The sequence below is a fragment of the Thermoplasmata archaeon genome, assembly GCA_035532555.1.
Taxonomy (GTDB): domain Archaea; phylum Thermoplasmatota; class Thermoplasmata; order Lutacidiplasmatales; family UBA184; genus Lutacidiplasma.
On record DATKQS010000012.1, the window covers coordinates 23,218 to 41,760 of the forward strand.

Below are 18,543 nucleotides of genomic sequence, written 5' to 3' on the forward strand. Positions count from 1 at the left end.
TCGACGGTACTGGATCCCGCTCAATCCGCTCCTCGTGCAGCACGGACAGAACCTCTGCCGGCCAATCTCGCCGCGCTGCCCGGAGTGCCCGATCCGAGACGACTGCGCTACGGGGCGCGCTCTAGCGGCCGGCCGGGCACCGCCCCGACCGCAGGACCGGCCCCGCCGGAGACCGCGCTCCTCCGCGACGAGCGGCGGAGCGGGGGGATCGCGAGGAGCACCGCGAGCGGAACGAGCATCATCACCGCGAGCGCCGGCCAGGCGAACGAGTACGAGGTCGCCGCGAGGACCCAACCAAACGCGGACGCGATCACCGCCGAGCCGGCGAGCTGGATCGAGTTGAACAATCCGATCGCGAGCGGGATCTCCTCGCGGGGGAGATCCGGCATGTACTGCGGAACGATGTACATGACGGCGTAGATGAACCCGTACGAGAAGGAGAAGGCGATCCCGATCACCACGGCCCCGACGAGGCCGGACCACGGAAGGACGAACAGTACGGCCGCACCCGCCAGCGTCGCGAGGACGAACTGGGTCCGATGATCCGGTCGGCGTTCGGCGACCGTTCCGCCGTACGGGCCGCCCACGACGCTCGGTAAGACGAAGGCGATCCCCACGGCACCGGCCGCCGCCGCCGTCCATCCTTGGGTTAGGGTCCCGTACGGAACGACGAACTGGCTGGTCACGAACGCCGCTCCTTCGAGACCGATGAACGCGAAGCCGATGGCCCACACCGCGGGGGTCCGGAACGCTCGAGGGGAGCGTTCCATGCGAACGGTCCGAGGAGGTGCGGCGCCGGCGCTCCGGGGGATGATGAACGCCGCGATGCCCGTTAGGACGAGCAGGCCGATCCCGCCGAGCGCGAGATCCCATTGCCAACCGATATCGGCAACCACGATTGCCGAGACGAACAGGCCGAGCGCGGCCCCAGCGCTGAAGGCCGAGCTGAATCCCCCGACCGCGAGACCGCGACGCCCTTCGGCATGGAGCGAGGAGACGAGCCCGATCGCGGGGGAGAAGAACAGGCCCGCGCCGATCCCGGCCACGATCCGCAAGACCCAGAGGATCAGGAAGGACGGCGCGAGCGCACAGAGGATGCTCCCGACCCCGAGGAGGACCGCTCCGGAGAGTCCGACCGATCGGGGACCGTACCGTCGGGCCCACAGCCCCGCGGGGACCTGCATCGCCCCCGCTCCCACGAGGAAGGAGGCGACCAGGACTCCCCACTCCCCCGGTCCGACCGAGAACGCCGCCCCAATCGCCGGCAGGGCCGGGCCGATCGTGAACCAGTTGTAGGCATAGCCGGCCCGGACCGCGATGAGAATCCACGTGGAGCGGTTCGCGTCCCTAGCGGAGGGCGCACCGTCGGACGACACGGGGGCGGAGGAGGCGCCGAAGGTCTTGAAGCTGGGGCGCGCGTGAACGCCGGTTCGGCGCCCACGCCGTTCGTCCTCCCTTCGCTCGACCAAACGGCTTAAGGGCCGGGAACGGTCCAAGCGTGTGACGATGGACCCGAGCGAGTACGACCTGGCCTACTTCCATCGGGAGGGGTTCCAGCGCCGGACGTGCACCGAGTGCGGATCGGCATTCTGGACCCTCGGGGATCACACGCGCTGTCAGGAGGCGCCGTGCGCCCCGTACGCTTTCATCGGCCAACCCGGGTTCCGCCGTCCGTACACCCCCCACGAGGCGCGGGAGGCTTACCTCGGTTACTTCGAACGGCACGGCCACACGCGGGTGCGTCGCTACCCCACGGTCGCGCGGTGGCGCAACGACGTGTTCTTCACGCAGGCGAGCATCTACGACTTTCAGCCGTGGGTGACCAGCGGTGCGATCCCGCCTCCGGCCAATCCGCTGACGATCTCCCAGCCCTGCCTGCGGTTCATCGACATCGATGAGGTCGGCGTCTCGGGCCGACACTTCACGGAGTTCGAGATGATGGCCCACCACGCCTTCAATCGACCGGACCACGAAGTGTACTTCAAGGACCGCTGCGTGGAGCTCTGCCAAGGCGTCTTGGTCGGAGAGTTCGGCGCGGACGCCCGAGGGATCACCTACAAGGAGGAGACCTGGGAGGGAGGCGGGAACCTCGGCCCCTCGCTGAGCGTCGGCCTCGCCGGCCTCGAGTTGGGGACCCTGGTCTTCATGGAGTACGTGCGGGACCCGGCCGGCATCCGGCCGATGCCGCTAACGGTGGTCGACACGGGCTACGGGCTCGAGCGATTCGTTTGGATGAGCCACGGGACGAAGTCCGCGTACGAGCCGGTGTTCGGAGCTGCGTACGAGGAGCTGCGCCAGACCCTCGCTCCCCGGGATGCCGCGATCGTCATCGATCACGCCCGCGCGCTCTCGTTCATGCTGACCGACGGGATCGTGCCTTCCAACTCGAAGGAGGGGTACTTCGCCCGGCTCCTGATCCGACGCGCTCTGCGCGTGCTGTCGAAGGTGCCCGAGGCGCCCGACCTGATCTCGGTCATCGAACGTGTGGCGCGGGAGATCGCCCGGGAGTATCCGGAGATCGGTGCCCACCGCGACGATCGCGATCGGCTCCTCACCGCCGAGATCGAACGGTACTCGGAAGCCCTCGAACGAGCGCGCCCGATCCTCCAGCGGCAGGAAGAGCGGCTCGCCGCCTCCGGCGGTCGCGTCACGGAAGAGAACCTCGTGGAGTGGTACGACTCCCTCGGGGTCCCACCGGAGGTGGCGGTCAGCCTGATCTCGAATCCGCCGAAGGTCCCCGATGACTTCTATTCGAAGGTCGCTACGCGGCACGAGCAGGAAACCCCGACCGGCGATTACGTGGAGCCGTCGGTGAGCCTCCCCGAGGTCTCCGCGAACGTGCCCCCGACCGAGGTGCTCTACTACCTCGACCCGTACACGCTCGCCTTCGATGCCCACGTGCTCTGGACCGAGGGAGCGTTCGTCGTGCTCGATCGAACGTACTTCTATCCGACCGGGGGAGGCCAGGTTCACGACACCGGCCACCTCGGCGAGCTCGGGGTCACCGATGTCCACCGCAAGGGCCCCTGGGTGCTCCACCGTCTCGATGCCCCTTCGCCCTTCCATGCGGGCGATCGCGTGCATGGGAAGATCGACCGCGCGCGCCGCATCCAGCTGATGCAGCATCACACCGCGACGCACCTTCTGAACGGAGCCCTGCGCGAGACCCTCGGCCCCCACGTTTGGCAGGCCGGCGCGTACAAGGGCACCGAGGCCGCCCGGATCGACATCACCCACTACCGGCCCCTCTCCCGGGACGAACTCCGCCGTGTTGAGCGACGGGTCAACGAGATCGTGCGCGAGGACCGGCCCGTCAAGAGCTACTTCGAGTCCCGCAACGAGGCCGAGCGGCGATTCGGCTTCACGCTCTACCAAGGAGGGGCCGTGCCCGGCAAGGAGCTGCGGATCGTGGACATCGGCGACTTCGATGTCGAGGCATGCGGGGGCACCCACTGCACGCACACGAGCGAGGTCGGTGCGATCGCGCTCCTCGGGGTCGAGCGGATCCAGGACGGGATCGTTCGGCTCACGTACGCGAGCGGCGAGCGGGCGCTCGACATCCGGGACGAGCACGAAGAGGTGCTGCGCGAAGCGGCGCGCCGGCTCCACGTCCCGCTCGAGAAGATCCCCGATGGGATCGATCGACTGCTCTCGGAGGTGGAGGCATCGCGCCGGGCCGAGAAGGGGCGACGCGGCGACGACCTGCGGGCGGTCGCGGACCGGCTTTCGACCGATCCGGGCAATTCGGAGACCGTCGGCAGCCGGACGATCGTCCACGCCCGGATCGACCTCGATCGGAACGAGCTGATGGAACTCTCGCGCTTGCTCACACGCCTTCCGGGCCGCGTAGCGCTCCTCGCATCCGAGCGCGAGGACAAGGGTACCCTCTTCGTCGGCTCCTCGGACCCGACGGTCGCGGCGGACGCGCTCCTGCGCCTCGCCCTACCGGCCTTCGAAGGAAGAGGCGGAGGGAACCGGTCGGCCGCGACCGCGGTCGGCGAACCCGGTGCACCGCTCGAAGCTGCGCTCGAGGCGGCCCGTCGCGGGGCGCGCGACGCCTAGTCGCTCGGTCGCGGGCTCAGTGGACGAACCCCGGCGAGATCCACACGATCGCGTACACGGCGACGGCCGGGATCAGGGTCATGGCAAGGTCGTCGTCGACCAGGGTCCACTTGGGCCGCTCCACGAGGAGCGCGAGCACGGCCGCGACCACGGCGAGGGAGAGTGCCGGCACGGGCGCCCACGCCCCGAACCCGATGAACGCGACGTACGCGAGCCCCGCGTACAGCGCGAAGGGGACCCACGGGTAGGCGGCGCGGTACGGATTCGGCCGACGGAGCTCCCCGATCAGGGGGTCGATCAGGGACGTCCCGAGCACGACGGCCGCGGCGATCGGCGGCGGGAACAGGAGGACCGCCAGCACGAGCGCGATGGCGAAGTAGGCATAGCTCGCGAGCCGGTGCTGCTCGTACGGTCGGATCGTCGGGATCTCGATCGTACCCCGGAGACGCAGCGCCTCAAGGACGAAGATCACCGAGACGGCGAGGAGGGGGATGACGAAGTTTGGGACGATGACGAGGAGGTTCGGCGGGAAGAGGTAGTAGGCCAGGATCGCCACGCCGGCACCGTGCAGGATCCGGCGGAGCGCCCGATCGCCGGTCTCCACATCGCCTCCCAGCCGGGTTCCGAGCCAGGTCCGGAATCGGCCGCCCCCATGGAGCCGGTGGGTGGTCATCGGGGAGCGGAGGGTTTCCGTGCTATGAGACTATGGTGAGGGACCTCCCGAAGCCTTTTCTCCCGCGAATCCTCCATGGCGTCGTGAAGGTCGCAGTGCTCGTAGGGAGCGCGTCCGATCTCGAATTCGCGGAGAAGGTCCGCACGCGCCTGATCGAGTTCGGCATCGCCTGCGACGTGCACGTGGCCTCGGCCCACCGCAACCCGGACAAGGTCGATCGGTTGACGGCCGATGCCCGTACGGACGTGTTCATCGCGATGGCCGGACTCTCTGCCGCGCTCCCGGGCGCGGTGGCCGCGCGCACGCTCAAGCCGGTCATCGGCGTGCCCCTGCATCGAGGGCTCGGCCTCGACAGCTTGCTCTCGGTTGTCCAGATGCCTCCCGGGGTGCCCGTCGCCGCGGTCGGGCTCGATGCCACCGAGAACGCCGCCCTCCTCGCCACCGAGATCCTGGCCCTGAAGTATCCGGCTCTCGAGGAGAAGCTCCAGAAGTACCGGGCGAAGTGGCGGGAAGAGCCGCCGGCGCTCCCGGGAGACCGGGCGTGACCGATCCCGCGCGATTCATCGAGGAAGCGCTCCATCGGCTACGCTCGGAGATCCCCGGCCGCGCCATCGTCGCGGCGTCCGGAGGCATCGATAGCACCGCCGCGGCCATCCTCACCCAACGCGCGGTGGGCGATCGGGCGCGGGCGATCTTCGTCGACACGGGTCTCTTGCGGGAGGGCGAGGCAGCGCGAGTCCGCGCGCTCTTCGAGGCGAGCGGATTGCGCTACGAGGTCCTGGATGCCGCGGCCCGCTTCTTCGAGGCACTCGACGGCATCGTCGATCCCGAGGAGAAGCGACGTCGGATCGGCGCGACGTTCATCCGACTGTTCGAGATCGAGGCCGAGCGGTTCGGTACCGACCGGTTGGTCCAAGGGACCATCGCGCCGGATTGGATCGAGAGCGGCGGTTCGCTTCGGGACACCATCAAGACGCACCACAACGTCGGTGGGGTTCCCCCGGACAGCCGGCTCCGACTGATCGAGCCCCTGCGCGATCTGTACAAGGACGAGGTCCGCGCGCTCGCCCGGGCGCTTGGGATCGCCGAGCCGGATCGCCAGCCGTTCCCGGGCCCGGGACTGGCCGTGCGGGTCAACGGCCTCGTGACGCCCGAACGGGTACGGCGCGCCCGCGTCGCGAATCGCATCGTCGAGGAAGAGGTCGAACGCGCCTTCCGGGCGGGCACAATGCCGCGCCCCTGGCAGTACTTCGCGGTCCTACTGCCGACGCGCACCGTCGGCGTGATGGGGGACAACCGGGTCCACGGGGAGGCCGTCAGCGTGCGCATCGTCGAGTCGAGCGACGCGATGACCGCGACCGCGGCGACTCCCCCTCCCACCGTTCTGAAGACGATCGCCGAACGGATCACGCGCGAGCTCTCCGGAGAGGTCGTACGCGTGCTCTACGATGTCACCGACAAGCCCCCGGCGACGATCGAGTGGGAGTGACGCGCGCCGGACGCCGACCCGTCCGTGCCCCACGCGCCAGCAACTTCAGCTCCGACCACGAGCCCGGGACATAGCGGGCGCGGGATATCGCCCCGCGGGGCGAGGTCGGCGCCCCGGGTCCGCGTGAGGGTGGCGCCGCGACCTCCACGGCGGAGCATGCGAGAGGACGCCCCGACCGCGTACTGCGATCCCGACGGCCCACAACCCACGGCATCGCGTGCAATCTCACGTGATGCGAGGTCCCGGGAGGACGCCGTTGGACGGCCTCAGAGCTCCGTTCGCGGCAGGTACCGCCCGGTCCAACTCCGGAGGGCGGGTCCCGACGAACGCTAAGGGGGGCCGTCCGATATCTCAGACGTGCTGAACTGCCCATTCTGCGGAGCCGCCGAGAGCGATCGGATCGATATCGAGGGCCAGCGGTTCGTCGTCTTTCCCTGCATGTTCACACCGGCAATCGATCCCCAGATGCCCGAATCGGCCCTCCCGGACTACCTCCGGACGGAGTACGGCCGCCAGGGACCGCAGTACTTCCGCTCGATGTGCGACCGACTCCACCTCGCGGTCGTCCGCGAGCCCGCGTCGGAGGGTACCACCGAGGAACGGGGGCCCTAGGCGGGTCGGTCGGCGCGACGGTTACGGGGCCGTCCCGATCCGGGCCAAGGCCGGCTCGACCGGTACGAGGTGGCGCGGAAGGCCGAGCTCCTCCGGCGAAGCTCCCAGCGCGAGGCCCACGAGCTGGGGGAGGTGGAAGACCGGCATGTTCAGCTTCTGGCCCACGGCGGCCGATGCTTTGTTCTGGAAAGAATCGAGCGAGATGTGGCACAGCGGACATGGCGTCGCCATGGCGTGCGCTCCGTGATCGCGCGCGTCGACGATCTGGCGCGCCGAGATCCGGTTCGCGGTCTCGGGTTTGACGAACAGTATCGGGAATCCGCAGCACATCACCCGACCGCGGTACATGACCGGGGTCGCGCCGATCGCGGCCAGCAGGTCCTCGAAGGCGTGGGGCTCCTCCGCGCTCTCCGATCCGAGCTCCAGGGTGGGCCGAAGCAAGTGGCACCCGTAGAATGCGCCGACGTTCATCCCGGTGAGAGGACGACGGACCTTCGCCCGGATCGCCTCGACGCCGATGTCGTTCACCAGGACCTCGAGCAGGTGCTTGACCCGGACCTTGCCTCCATAGGCGATCTGGAGCTTCGCGAGGACGGGATCGATCCGGGCTCGCATCGCCGGCTCGGTCATCTTGACGTTGGCGAGCGTGAGCATCCCCTGGCAGGTCGAGCAGACGGTGAGAAGGTCGAGCCCCGCCCGCTCGGCGATGGCGAGGTTGCGGGCGTTGAGCGCTACGTTGAGGGTCAGGTTCGCCTCGTCGACGAACCCGGAGCCGCAGCAGGAGAACGTCGGGAACTCGACCAGCTCGATGCCGAGCTCCCGGCAGACCCATCGGGTGGCCATGTCGAGCTCGCGGCCGGACTCCTGGGCGACGCAGCCGGGATAGTACGCGATCTTCATCGGTCCCCCTTCGGCTTCGGATCGAGCTCCTCGTAGATCCGCTCGACCTCCTCGATCCCTTCGATACGACGGGGCTTCTTGGAGATCTCCGGCTTCTTCCGCCAGATCTTGAACCCCTGGCCGGCCTGTCCGACCGCTCCCAGGATCCCGTCGGTCTGGAGGACGAGTTTCATCTCGTTGAGCTGGCCGCGTTCCCGGATGTTCTGCTTGAACCCGATCGCGTGTCGCGAGCCTCGTTCGGTACCTCCCTGGGCAGCGATCGCCATCTCCTTCAGGTCACGGATACGCTCGGAGGGGCGCACGTCCTTGGGGCAGGCCTCGGTGCAGAGGTGGCAGCGCAGGCAGAGCCACAGGCCCTCGGTCTGGATCCGCAAGAGGCGGTCCTGGCGGGCCTGGTCCCGCGGGTCGACGACGAACCGGTACAGCTTGGCGAGCGCCATCGGCCCCGGGAAGGACGCATCGGCCTCGACCGCGGGGCATGCGGAGTAGCAGGCGGCGCACGCGATGCATCGCGGGGTCTCGCGGAACTGCTCGACCTGCGCCGGGGTCATGGAGGTCTCCCTCCCCTCGGGCATCGGGCGCAGCGGATCCGTGATGAGGTGGGGCCGCATCCGATCGTAGGCCTCCCAGAAGGACGTTTGGTCGACGACGAGATCGCGGACGCCGCCCTGATTGCGCATCGGCTCGATCACGATCCGTCCGTGCTCGGCGATCTCGGGTCCGATGGGGGTCTGACATGCGAGCCGGCTCTTCGAGTTGATCTGCATCGCACACGAGCCACAGATCGCGCTTCGGCATGAGTATCGGAGGGTCAGGGACGGGTCCTGTTCGGCCCGGATCCGCAAGAGCGCGGTCAGCACCGGGGTGTGCGGGGGAAGCTCGAGCGTGAACCGTTGGTACCGCGGCGCACCGCCCGCCGCGGAATCGTGCCGGAAGACGTCGATCTGGGCCGATACCATCTTCTCCGGCATCAGTACACGCGCTCCTTCGGTTCCCACCGGGTATAGCCCACCGGCGCATAGGTCAGGTTCGGTCCCTCGGGGGTCTTTCGCGCCAGCGTGTGCCGCATCCAATGGGCGTCGTCCCGCGAGGGATAGTCCACTCGGGAGTGCGCTCCCCGGCTCTCGGTCCGGGCGAACGCTCCGACGACGATCACCTCCGCCAGCTCGAGCATGTGACCGGTCTCCAGTGCATCGGTGAGGTTGAGGTTGTACACGTTCGAGCGGTCGACGACTCGTACCTGTTCGAATCGCTTTTGGATGGCACGGATCTGCCGCAGCCCCTCGAGAAGGTCCGCTTCGGTCCGATAGATCCCGACGTACCGGTCCATGGTCTGCTGCATCGCCGTCCGGATGGCCTGGGGGTCCTCTCCATCGGTGCGGGACATCATGCGCCGGACAGGTGCTTCGGCGTCGGCGACGTCCGAGTCGTTGAGCTCCGGCGCGCTCGCGCTCGCGGCGTGCGCCGCGGCCGCGAGTCCCGCTTGCTTGCCGAAGACGAGCGTCTCGAGCAAGGAGTTGCCTCCGAGCCGGTTGGCTCCGTGGATCGATACACAGGCCGCCTCGCCCGCGGCGTAGAGCCCCGCGATGTTCGTCTCTCCGCGGATGTTCGTTCCCACTCCGCCCATCATGTAGTGCTGGGCCGGGAAGATGGGGATCGGACTCACGACCGGATCGACGCCCGCGAAGTTTCGGCAGAAGTCGCAGATCTCCTGGAGGCGGGTCTCGATGCGCTCCTTCCCCAGGTGCATCAGCTCGAGGTGGACGAAATCCCCCGGGAACCCTCGGCCTTCGCGAACCTCGGTCACGATCGCCCGTGAGACCACGTCTCGGGAGGCGAGGTCGAGGACGTGGGGGGCATACTTCCCCATGAACCGCTCCCCGAGGACGTTCTTCAGAATCCCGCCCTCCCCTCGAGCGCCTTCCGTGATGAGGATTCCCGACTCGAGGAGAGCGGTCGGATGGAACTGGACGAACTCCAGGTCCTTGAGCAACGCCCCGGCATCGTACGCCGCAGCGACCCCGTCCCCGGTGCACGTGTGAGCGTTCGTGGTCCGCCCGTAGATCCGACCGGCCGGCCCCGTCGCAACGATCACGCTCTTCGCGGCGATACCCTCGAACTGCCCGGTGCGCCGATCGAACGCGACGATTCCCTGGACCCGCCCCTCCCGGACGACGATGTTCGTAAGGTCCCATTCTTGGTAGAGCGTGAAGTGCTCCGTGCCGAGGCGCTCCCACAGCGCCTGCAGCAGGGCGAGCCCGGTTCGATCCGCCGCATAGATCGTGCGGGGGAATCCCTGACCGCCGAACGGCCGTCGAGCGAGCGAACCGTCCTCGGCCCGGCTGAAGATCGTGCCGTAATGCTCCATCTCGACGACGGTCGGGCCGGCCTCGCGGCAGAAGAACTCGATCGCGTCTTGATCGCCGAGGTAGTCCGAGCCCTTCACCGTGTCATAGATGTGGGTGTCGACCGAATCCTCCTTCCCCACGGCCGCGTTGATCCCGCCTTGCGCCGCGCCGGAATGGGATCGTAGCGGGTGCAGCTTGGAGATGATGGCGACGTCGCGCCGGGCCTCGACGGCGGCGAGCGCCGCGCGCTGACCGGCGAGGCCGGCCCCCACTACGAGCACCTCGTGACGTCGCATGATGCTTCGGTGCCCCCGAGCCGTCCCGGGGATTAATGTTTCCCACCCTCCGATGCCGTACTCGGTCCGGAAAACGTCGCGCGCGCGAGCGGCCGGGAGGCACGTGCGCTTCCGTCGGTGGTGGAAGCGTAATTCGTTCGCGAGCGGTTATATACCGACCCACGGTCCCCCGGTCGTCTTCCCCACCTCGGTGGGAGGTCGATCGATGCAGAACAGGGTCAACGCGATGGATGAGGACCGGCTGCTCAAGGGCACGACCACGATCGGTCTCGTCTGCAAGGACGGGGTCGTCCTCGCGACGGAACGCCGGGCGACCGCCGGCAACATGATCGCGAACAAGCAGACCCAGAAGCTGTTCAAGATCGACCAGAACATCGGCATCACGATCGCGGGCCTGGTCGGCGACGCCCAGACCCTCACGCGCTACCTCAAGGCCGAGGTCTCGCTCTACCGGCTGCGGCGCAACGGCCAGCTCAGCGCCGAGGGCGCGGCGACTCTGCTCGCCAACATCCTCTCGGGGAACCGGATGTTCCCGTTCTACGCATGGCTGATCCTGGGCGGCGTCGACGCGAAGGGCGGCCACGTGTTCTCCGTCGACCCCGCCGGGGGCTCGATCGAGGACCGGTACGTTTCGGTCGGGAGCGGTTCGACCTTCGCCTACGGGGTCCTGGAGGAGGCGTACAACCGCGAGCTCTCGGTCGCCGACGGCGTCGATGTGGCCCTGCGGGGGCTGACGGTTGCGATGAAGCGCGACAGCGCGAGCGGGGACGGTTACCTCGTTCACTCGATCACAAGCAAGGAATATCACGAATTCTCCGACGACGAAATCAATAAACGCCTCAAGGCGTTGAAGATCCCGTTGCCTCCGGTCCTCGCGTAACCTGCGCGGGGGCTGGATCGCGGCCCAACCCCTTCTCTCCAACCCCTTCCGAAGTAGATGAGTTTCGACTCGCTCATAGAGCAAACGAAAGAGGCACTGCGAGAAGTGCTGCCCGAATCGGTGGTCGTCACCGACATCGAGCTGGAAGGCCCACACATCGTGCTGTACACGAAGCAGCTGGACTCCTTCCTATCGGGGGGAGACCTGCTCCGCCAGATTGCCCAGCGACTCCACCGCCGCGTCCTCGTCCGGAGCGACCCGGCGAGCCTGATCGATCCGAAGGAGGCGGAGAAGCTGATCCGCGAGACGATCCCGCCCGAGGCGGAGATCACCCAGCTGTTCTTCGAGCCCGAGACGGGCGAGGTCAGCATCGAGGCGTCGAACCCCGGGGCCGCGATCGGCCGGGGCGGCTCGACGCTCAACGATCTCAAGCGGCGGATCGGCTGGATCCCGACGGTCGTCCGCACGCCCCCGATCCCGTCGAAGACGGTCGAAGAGGTTCGCATCCACCTGAGGAACGTCTTCGACGAGCGGCGGGCGTTCCTGAAGAAGGTCGGGATGCGCATCGCGCGGGATCGACTTCCCGAGAAGCTCTGGGTCCGGAGCACCGCCCTCGGCGGTTACCGCGAGGTCGGTCGGAGCGCCCACTTGCTCTCGAGCCAGAATTCGAAGATCATGATCGACTGCGGGCTCGATCCCGGCTCCGACCGGACCCCGTACTTCAGCGCCCCGGAGCTCCTCCCGCTCGACTCGCTCGATGCGGTCGTGATCACTCACGCCCATCTGGACCACGTGGGACTCGTTCCGGTGCTCCTCAAGTACGGGTACAAGGGGCCGATCTACTGCACGGCCCCCACCCGCGACCTGATGACGCTGATGCTCCTCGATGCGATCAAGGTCGTCAACCAAGAGGCCCGCAAGGGCCTGTACGATTCCTCCCACGTGCGGGAGCTCGTCCAGCGGGTGATCCCGCTGCGGTGGGGCGAGACCACCGACATCTCTTCCGACGTGCGGCTGACGCTGCACAACGCGGGGCACATCCTCGGCTCGTCGATCTGCCACTTCCACATGGGCGATGGGGACCACAACCTCGCCTACTCGGGGGACATCAAGTTCGAGCGGAGCTGGCTGTTCAACCCGGCCACGAACCGCTTCCCCCGTCTCGAGACCCTGGTGCTCGAATCGACCTACGGAGGGTTCCGCGACGTCCAGCCGACGCGCCAGCAGGCGACGGAGGACTTCACGCACCTCGTCAACAAGGTGCTCTCCCGACGAGGCCACCTCATCGTGCCCGTGTTCGCCGTCGGCCGATCCCAGGAGGTCATGCTCGTGCTCGAGGAGAAGATGCGGGAGGGCAAGATCCCGCAGGTCCCCGTGTACCTCGATGGGATGATCTTCGAAGCGACCGCGATCCACACCGCCTATCCGGAGTTCCTCAACAGCCAGCTCCGCACGCAGATCTTCCAGCAGGGGGACAACCCGTTCCTCTCCGACATCTTCCACCGGGTGGATTCCTCCACGATGCGGATGGGCATCCTCGACTCCAAGGAGCCGTGCATCGTGCTCGCGACCTCGGGCATGATGAGCGGAGGACCCGTCATGGAGTACTTCCGCGCCTGGGCCCACGACGAGAACAATGGGCTCCTGTTCGTCGGGTACCAGGCCGATGGGACGTTCGGCCGGCGTCTGCAACGCGGACTCTCCGAGGCGACGTTCATGGAGGGCCCCCGGCAGTCCGGCGTCGCGGTGCGCCTGGAGCTCGCCACAATCGAAGGGTTCTCGGGCCACTCCGACCGGGTGCAGCTGATGAACTTCGTCGCGTCGCTCGATCCTCGGCCGCAGCGGATCATCCTCAACCACGGCGAGGAGTCCAAATCGCTCGATCTCTCCTCGAGCCTGCACAAGCGCTTCAATCTCGAGAGCCGGGTGCCGTACAACCTCGAGGCGATACGGCTGCTGTGAACCTACCGACGCTCAGTCGTCCGGCCCATCGAGGCGCGTAAGCTCCTCGATCGTGAACTCGGCGAAGCCGCGGCCCCCCGACGCGTGGCGAACCATCCGCCCGATCCCTCCCCACTCTACTCCCGCGGGGATCTCCCCGCTCGCGAGCCGGTCGAGAACAGCACGAAAGCCTCGACGCTCCGCTTCGTACGGGGCATCCGAGCCCGACCATGGTTGGCTCCCGCGCCGCACGTCGACCGTATCACCGCGGACGAGCCAGATCCCCACGCGACGCGCGAGCGGCGTGGTGCGCACGCGCATCAACCGCTCGGCGCTCCGTTCGGAGGCCACGGCGACCGCCACCCAGTCCCCCCAGGCTCGGCGGCGGAGTGCTTGAGCGAACACGCGGGGCCCGTCGGCGAGCTTGAGTTCGACGAGGCCGACCTCTTCGTTCCGCTTCGCGACCACGTCGAAGTAGTCGCGCCCGTCCGGATCGACCCAGACTCGGTAGCCGAGCGCTTCGAGGTGGCGGCGCACCGGGCCCGCGAGCTCGTGCTCGGAGGCGGGCCGACCCCGGCTCATGGGCCGCTTCGCAGGAACCAACGATCGAGCCGGGAGCGGGGGATCTGGAGGAGGATCGGGCGTCCGTGCGGGCAGGAGTAGACCGCCTCCGTGCCCTCGTACAATGCATCGAGGACCCGGGAGATCTCCCCCGGGGCGACCGGGTCCCCGGCCCGGATCGCCGAGTGGCACGCGATGGAAGCGGCCGTGCGTTCCATCGCCCCATCGGGGACGGTCGGACGCGCGCCCGCGGCGAGCTCGTCGAGCAGGGCGCTCAGTCCCTCGGCCCGGGCGCGCCCGCCCCTCCACGCGGGTACCGAACGGACCCGGTGCGCGTCCCCTCCGAACGGTTCGACCGTGAAGCCGGCGGAGTGCACCGCCTCGGTGTGGGCAAGGAGGGCGGCGCGTTGCGTGTTCGTGAGGTGGATCGTGATCGGTTCAACGAGCTCCTGGCGTGCGAGCTTTCCTTCGCGGAGGAGCGCGTCGTAGAGCAGCCGTTCGCTGGCGGCGTGCTGATCGACCAGCACCAGTCCATCATCGCTCTCCGCGACCCAGTACAGCGCCCCGACGCACCCGAGGAGGGTGAGCCGGGGTCGCCCTCGCGCCGATGCGGCAAGTCGGGTAGGGGACTCGGTGGTGTCCAGCCGACGCTGGGAAGCCGGACCCGACGCCGCCACCGCATCCAGGCGAGGAAGGGGTGGGAGCGAGGAGAGATCGACACCGCGCGTCTCCACCAGAAAGCGCTGAGCCCGGGCCGTCGCGGATGGGTCCGGCAGCTCGGCCAGCGGCGGGGCCCCGATCAGGGCGTGTCGGACGGCGAGCCGAACGGCGTCGGCGATCTCGGTCTCCCGCGTGAATCGGACCTCCCGCTTCGTCGGGTGGACGTTGACGTCGAGCCGCTCGGGCGGGAGCTCGATGTGGAGCACGCCGATGGGGTAGCGGGTCTTGGGAATGTAGTCGTGATAGGACACTCGAACCGCCTGGGCGATTGCGCGGGCCTGGATCGTTCGCCCGTTCGCCGCGAGGTACAGACCCCGCGAGTGTCCGATCGCCGTCGCGGGTCGCCCGAGCACGCCGCGGACGTGCCCGCCGCCGGGCAGGTCGCCGTCGACGGCGAACGATTGGTGGAGGATCTCCGGTCCGAGCACGCGCGCGGCCGCATCCCGGAGATCGGAGGTGGCCGGATACGCGCCGACCTCGCGTCCGTCGATCTCGATCCAGATGCCAACGGCGGGATGCGCGAGGTACAGGTGGTCGATCGTGCGCAGGACCTCCATCTGCTCGGCCGCGGGCGCGTGCAAGAACTTCCGCCGTGCGGGGGTGTTAAAGAACAGATCCTCCACCTCGACGGTGGTCCCGACGGCGCGGCCCGCTTCGAATCGCCCGAGAATCTCGCCTCCCGCCACGGTGATCCCGGCGGCCGCCGCCGCTCTCGCGGTGCGCGAGCGGATCCGGAACTTCGAGACGGAGGCGATCGCCGCGAGCGCCTCCCCGCGGAACCCGAGAGTTCGGATCCCCTCGATCGAGCCATCCACGTCCAGCTTGCTCGTCGCGTGGCGCTCGATCGCGAGCTCGAGTTCGTCGGCGGGGATGCCTCCGCCATCGTCCGCGACCTCGATACGTCGTAGACCCCCCCCCTCGAGCCGAACGATGATCTCCTCGGCCCCGGCATCGACCGCGTTCTCGACCAGCTCCTTCACGACGGACGCCGGCCGTTCAACGACCTCGCCGGCCGCGATCCGTCGGATGGTCTCTGGGGTGAGACGGCGGATGGGAGAGCGCGAGGCGGCCGCGCTCACGGCGCTCGCTCCGAGGGGTGACTCTCCAGCGCCTTGCGTCGCAGCTCGGCGAGCTTCGCGAGGGCTTGCATCGGGGTCAGGTGGTCGATCTCGAGGTCCCGTAGCTCCTCGACTATCGGTGAGGGGGGTGCCGGGGCTTCGGCAGAGAGGAGCACCGCCTGGGTGTACTTTCCTGCGCGGGTCGTGGTTCCGCGCGAGCGGCCCGGCAACTCCACGCCTTCCATCTCGAGCTGGCGGAGCAGCCGATCGGCCTCGTCGAGCACATCCTTGGGTAGGCCGGCCAACCGCGCCACGTGCACCCCGTAGCTGCGATCCGTGCTCCCCGGCACGAGATGGTGCAGGAAGACGATCCCCTCCGGTCGCTCTTGGACGGCGAGATGGGCCTGACGCGCGGAGGAGAGCCCTTCGACGAGCTGGGTGAGCTGGTGGTAGTGGGTCGCGAGCACGGTGCGGCACCGGGTGACGTCGTGGAGGTGCCGGATCGTCGCCCACGCTACGGCGAGCCCGTCGAAGGTGCTCGTTCCCCGGCCGACCTCATCGAGGAGGACCAGCGATCGCTCGTCCGCGTTGCGCAGGATCTCCGCGACCTCGGTCATCTCCACCATGAAGCTCGACTTCCCCCGGCCGATCTCGTCCGTGAATCCCATACGGGTGAAGAGTCCCGAGACAATCCCGACCCGGGCGTACTGGGCCGGTACGAGCGAGCCGGCTTGCGCGAGCACCACGATCAGCCCGATCTGGCGCATGTACGTCGATTTGCCGGACATATTCGGGCCGGTCAGCACCAGGAGTCGCGCGCTCTGCGCGTCGAGCTCGGTGTCGTTCGGCACGAACCGCTCTCCGAGCATCCGGTCGAGGACCGGGTGACGCCCGCCGCGAATGGTCAAGTTCGAGGAGAGGTCCACCGTGGGGCGGACGCAGCGGCGGCGCTCGCCGACGCGCGCGAAGGACAGGAGCGTGTCGAGCGCTCCCACGCCGCGCCCGATCCGGTGGATCGCCGGAACATCGGCGTCGATCTCCGTGAGGAAGCGCTCCCACCGTGCGGCTTCCTCCGTCCGCAGGTGATCCCGGGCGTCGAGGATACGGCGTTCGATCTCCTCGAGGGCTTCCGACGTGAACCGCTCCGCCTGGGCGACCGTTTGACGGCGTCGGAAATGTCCCGGCACCTTCTCGAGGTGGGGCCGGGAGACCTCGAAGTAGTACCCGAACACCTGGTTGTAGCCGATCTTGAGCGTGCGGATCCCGCTCGCCTCCCGCTCCTTCGCTTCGAGCGCGGCCATCTCGTCGGTCGCGGCGCGCTCGGTGGCAATCCATCGATCGATCTCGGGGGCGTGCCCGGAGCGGAACAGCCCTCCGGCGCCTTCCGTCGCGGGAGGTTCGTCCGGCAGCGCCGAGCGCAACCGTTCGAGGAGGCGCGTCGGCGGGACCATCGAACGCACGACCGTTTCGAGGAGGGGAGGATCCGAGGGCACGAGGAGGGAGTCGGCGAGCGCGGCGGCCCGGGTCAGTCCATCGCGCAGCGCGGCGAGCTCGGGCGGCCGAACGCGCCGGCCCGCGAGGCGCGAAGCGATCCGGGCGAGATCGGGGACCCCGGCCAGGCTCTGGCGGATCTCCTCGATCGCGGCCCCGCGGCGGCCGAGCGCCTCCACCGCGTCCTGACGCGCCACGATCGCGTCGAGGTCGGCGAGGGGCGCGCGAAGCCAAAAGCCGAGGGTCCGCCGGCCGGCCGCGGTCACGGTCTCGTCCCACGCCGCGATGAGCGTGGCTCCGTGGGGATCGTCCGGGTTCATCGGTCGACTGATCTCGAGATGGCGCAGCGTCTTCGCGTCGAGCACGAGGCGGCGTCGCTCCCGTGCGCCGTCCACTACGGCGACGTACGGCAACAGCCGCGGCTGCGTCGAGCGGACGTAGGCCGCAAGGATGCGATCCGCGACATCCGCGGACTCTCCGGCTTCGCCTCCGCTACGAAGGCCCACGGGGAGCTCCGTCGCGTCCATCGGCGGTGGGGCGATCTCGAGCCGTGTCCCGGGGAACTCCTTTCGGAACACCGCGGGAATCTCGGTCGATCGGCCCTCGTGAGGAGGGGGAGCGTAGAGAATCTCTCGAGGGGAGAACGGCGCGAGGGCCGTCGCGAGCCCGTCGACCCCCGGTCCATCCGCCGGGCCGCGATGCCACTCTCCGGTGCTGATATCCACGAGGGCGTACGACCCCGGCCCGGAATCGGTCGCCCGGGCCACGGCGAGAAAATTGTGATCCGGACCGCCGAGGAGGCCGTCCTCGACGACCGTTCCGGGGGTCACGACGCGGGTGACCTCGCGCCGCACGAGACCCTTCGCGAACTTCGCGTCCTCGACCTGGTCGCACAGCGCGACCTTGTACCCCTTCTTGACGAGCCGCCCGAGATACGTCTCGATCGCGTGCTGGGGGACGCCGGCCATCGGCGTTCGCTTCCCCTGGGCGTCCGCCGAGCGTGCGGTCAGCACGACGTCGAGCTCCCGCGACAGGAGCTTCGCATCCTCCCCGAAGGTTTCGTAGAAATCTCCGACCCGAAAGAGGACGAGATGGCCGGGGTACCGGGCTTTGACCGACTCGTACTGGTCGAGGAGCGGGGTGCCGCTGCTCGTCTCCGACATCTGAGGGTGGCGACGAGGGCGTGCGATATAACCCGTTGTGAGGGGGCGCGAAACGGGAAGGGCGCTGAGGGGGAGATTTGAACTCCCGAGGCGAATCGCCACCAGTTTTCAAGACTGGCGCCTTCCCGGGCTAGGCTACCTCAGCGCGGCCGTCAAGGAACCGACGCCGACGGCATAAACGTATGGTCCCAGGGCCCGCGCTCGGGCCGCTAGATGCAGGTGCCGGGAGCTTCGCCGCGGATCGATCGCGATCCGCCGTTTCGAACCCGGGCGGTCAGCTTGGAAGGCTGACATCCTACCACTAGATTACACCTGCACGGCTTTGCGCGGGCGCCCCGAGGACGGGGTC

General features: G+C 68.6%; 14 protein-coding genes and 2 tRNA genes. 6 read left to right on the forward strand and 10 right to left on the reverse strand.

Annotated features, from left to right (window positions below; genetic code table 11):
- Positions 1–107 precede the first annotated feature (107 nt).
- Positions 108–1,376, reverse strand: coding sequence for an MFS transporter (locus VMV28_03250; GenBank protein HUZ79618.1), 1,269 nt, complete (start codon positions 1,374–1,376; stop codon positions 108–110).
- A gap of 130 nt (positions 1,377–1,506) precedes the next feature.
- Between VMV28_03250 and alaS the strand changes: the two genes are divergently transcribed.
- Positions 1,507–4,062 (forward strand): alanine--tRNA ligase, encoded by a 2,556-nt coding sequence (gene alaS, locus VMV28_03255; protein ID HUZ79619.1) that lies wholly within the window; start codon positions 1,507–1,509, stop codon positions 4,060–4,062.
- Between the two features lie 16 nt (positions 4,063–4,078).
- On the opposite strand, the gene VMV28_03260 is transcribed toward alaS, so the two are convergent.
- Positions 4,079–4,735 (reverse strand): hypothetical protein, encoded by a 657-nt coding sequence (locus VMV28_03260; protein ID HUZ79620.1) that lies wholly within the window; start codon positions 4,733–4,735, stop codon positions 4,079–4,081.
- Positions 4,736–4,818: 83 nt separating this feature from the next.
- On the opposite strand from VMV28_03260, the gene purE reads away from it, so the two are divergent.
- The 3 genes from purE to VMV28_03275 all read left to right on the forward strand — a co-directional run bounded on the left by purE (position 4,819) and on the right by VMV28_03275 (position 6,836).
- The gene (gene purE, locus VMV28_03265) at positions 4,819–5,280 is read left to right on the forward strand and encodes a 5-(carboxyamino)imidazole ribonucleotide mutase (protein ID HUZ79621.1); all 462 of its coding nucleotides are present in this window, start codon (positions 4,819–4,821) and stop codon (positions 5,278–5,280) included.
- Complete coding sequence (gene guaA / locus VMV28_03270; protein ID HUZ79622.1) at positions 5,277–6,224, forward strand: glutamine-hydrolyzing GMP synthase; 948 nt, start codon at positions 5,277–5,279, stop codon at positions 6,222–6,224. Before purE ends, guaA begins: the two co-directional genes overlap by 4 nt.
- Positions 6,225–6,581: 357 nt before the next feature.
- Positions 6,582–6,836: a hypothetical protein gene (locus VMV28_03275; protein ID HUZ79623.1), complete on the forward strand. Its 255-nt coding sequence runs from the start codon at positions 6,582–6,584 to the stop codon at positions 6,834–6,836.
- Positions 6,837–6,857: 21 nt separating this feature from the next.
- On the opposite strand, the gene VMV28_03280 is transcribed toward VMV28_03275, so the two are convergent.
- From VMV28_03280 to VMV28_03290, 3 genes are read right to left on the reverse strand one after another with little or no spacing between them, the layout of a single operon-like run.
- Positions 6,858–7,736: a CoB--CoM heterodisulfide reductase iron-sulfur subunit B family protein gene (locus tag VMV28_03280; GenBank protein ID HUZ79624.1), complete on the reverse strand. Its 879-nt coding sequence runs from the start codon at positions 7,734–7,736 to the stop codon at positions 6,858–6,860.
- Positions 7,733–8,707 carry a succinate dehydrogenase/fumarate reductase iron-sulfur subunit gene (locus VMV28_03285; protein ID HUZ79625.1) on the reverse strand — a complete coding sequence of 325 codons (975 nt, stop codon included), beginning with the start codon at positions 8,705–8,707 and terminating at the stop codon, positions 7,733–7,735. Before VMV28_03285 ends, VMV28_03280 begins: the two co-directional genes overlap by 4 nt.
- Entirely contained in the window at positions 8,707–10,380 is a 1,674-nt protein-coding gene (locus VMV28_03290; GenBank protein ID HUZ79626.1) for an FAD-binding protein, read from the reverse strand. The genes VMV28_03285 and VMV28_03290 overlap by 1 nt, the downstream gene beginning before the upstream one ends.
- Positions 10,381–10,585: 205 nt before the next feature.
- Here VMV28_03290 and psmB point away from each other — a divergent pair, with 205 nt between their 5' ends.
- Positions 10,586–11,260 (forward strand): archaeal proteasome endopeptidase complex subunit beta, encoded by a 675-nt coding sequence (psmB, locus tag VMV28_03295; protein ID HUZ79627.1) that lies wholly within the window; start codon positions 10,586–10,588, stop codon positions 11,258–11,260.
- Positions 11,261–11,317: 57 nt separating this feature from the next.
- A complete protein-coding gene (locus VMV28_03300) occupies positions 11,318–13,222 on the forward strand; it encodes a beta-CASP ribonuclease aCPSF1 (GenBank protein ID HUZ79628.1) in 1,905 nt (634 codons plus the stop codon).
- A 12-nt stretch (positions 13,223–13,234) separates the two neighbouring features.
- Here the strand turns inward: VMV28_03300 and VMV28_03305 are convergent, their stop codons facing one another.
- The 5 genes from VMV28_03305 to VMV28_03325 all read right to left on the reverse strand — a co-directional run bounded on the left by VMV28_03305 (position 13,235) and on the right by VMV28_03325 (position 18,510).
- Positions 13,235–13,783: a hypothetical protein gene (locus VMV28_03305; protein HUZ79629.1), complete on the reverse strand. Its 549-nt coding sequence runs from the start codon at positions 13,781–13,783 to the stop codon at positions 13,235–13,237.
- Complete coding sequence (mutL, locus tag VMV28_03310) at positions 13,780–15,561, reverse strand: DNA mismatch repair endonuclease MutL (GenBank protein ID HUZ79630.1); 1,782 nt, start codon at positions 15,559–15,561, stop codon at positions 13,780–13,782. The genes VMV28_03305 and mutL overlap by 4 nt, the downstream gene beginning before the upstream one ends.
- The gene (gene mutS, locus VMV28_03315; protein HUZ79631.1) at positions 15,558–18,194 is read right to left on the reverse strand and encodes a DNA mismatch repair protein MutS; all 2,637 of its coding nucleotides are present in this window, start codon (positions 18,192–18,194) and stop codon (positions 15,558–15,560) included. The genes mutL and mutS overlap by 4 nt, the downstream gene beginning before the upstream one ends.
- A 62-nt stretch (positions 18,195–18,256) precedes the next feature.
- Positions 18,257–18,339: transfer RNA gene (locus tag VMV28_03320), tRNA-Ser, on the reverse strand.
- Between the two features lie 69 nt (positions 18,340–18,408).
- A tRNA-Gly gene (locus VMV28_03325) sits at positions 18,409–18,510 on the reverse strand.
- Positions 18,511–18,543: the final 33 nt, after the last annotated feature.

Coding starts and splice junctions, on each gene's coding strand:
- alaS (HUZ79619.1), top strand. CDS start 1,507: ATGGACCCGAGCGAGTACGACCTGGCCTACTTCCATCGGGAGGGGTTC.
- VMV28_03260 (HUZ79620.1), bottom strand. CDS start 4,735: ATGACCACCCACCGGCTCCATGGGGGCGGCCGATTCCGGACCTGGCTC.
- VMV28_03280 (HUZ79624.1), bottom strand. CDS start 7,736: ATGAAGATCGCGTACTATCCCGGCTGCGTCGCCCAGGAGTCCGGCCGC.
- VMV28_03285 (HUZ79625.1), bottom strand. CDS start 8,707: ATGCCGGAGAAGATGGTATCGGCCCAGATCGACGTCTTCCGGCACGAT.
- VMV28_03290 (HUZ79626.1), bottom strand. CDS start 10,380: ATGCGACGTCACGAGGTGCTCGTAGTGGGGGCCGGCCTCGCCGGTCAG.
- psmB (HUZ79627.1), top strand. CDS start 10,586: ATGCAGAACAGGGTCAACGCGATGGATGAGGACCGGCTGCTCAAGGGC.
- VMV28_03300 (HUZ79628.1), top strand. CDS start 11,318: ATGAGTTTCGACTCGCTCATAGAGCAAACGAAAGAGGCACTGCGAGAA.
- VMV28_03305 (HUZ79629.1), bottom strand. CDS start 13,783: ATGAGCCGGGGTCGGCCCGCCTCCGAGCACGAGCTCGCGGGCCCGGTG.
- mutS (HUZ79631.1), bottom strand. CDS start 18,194: ATGTCGGAGACGAGCAGCGGCACCCCGCTCCTCGACCAGTACGAGTCG.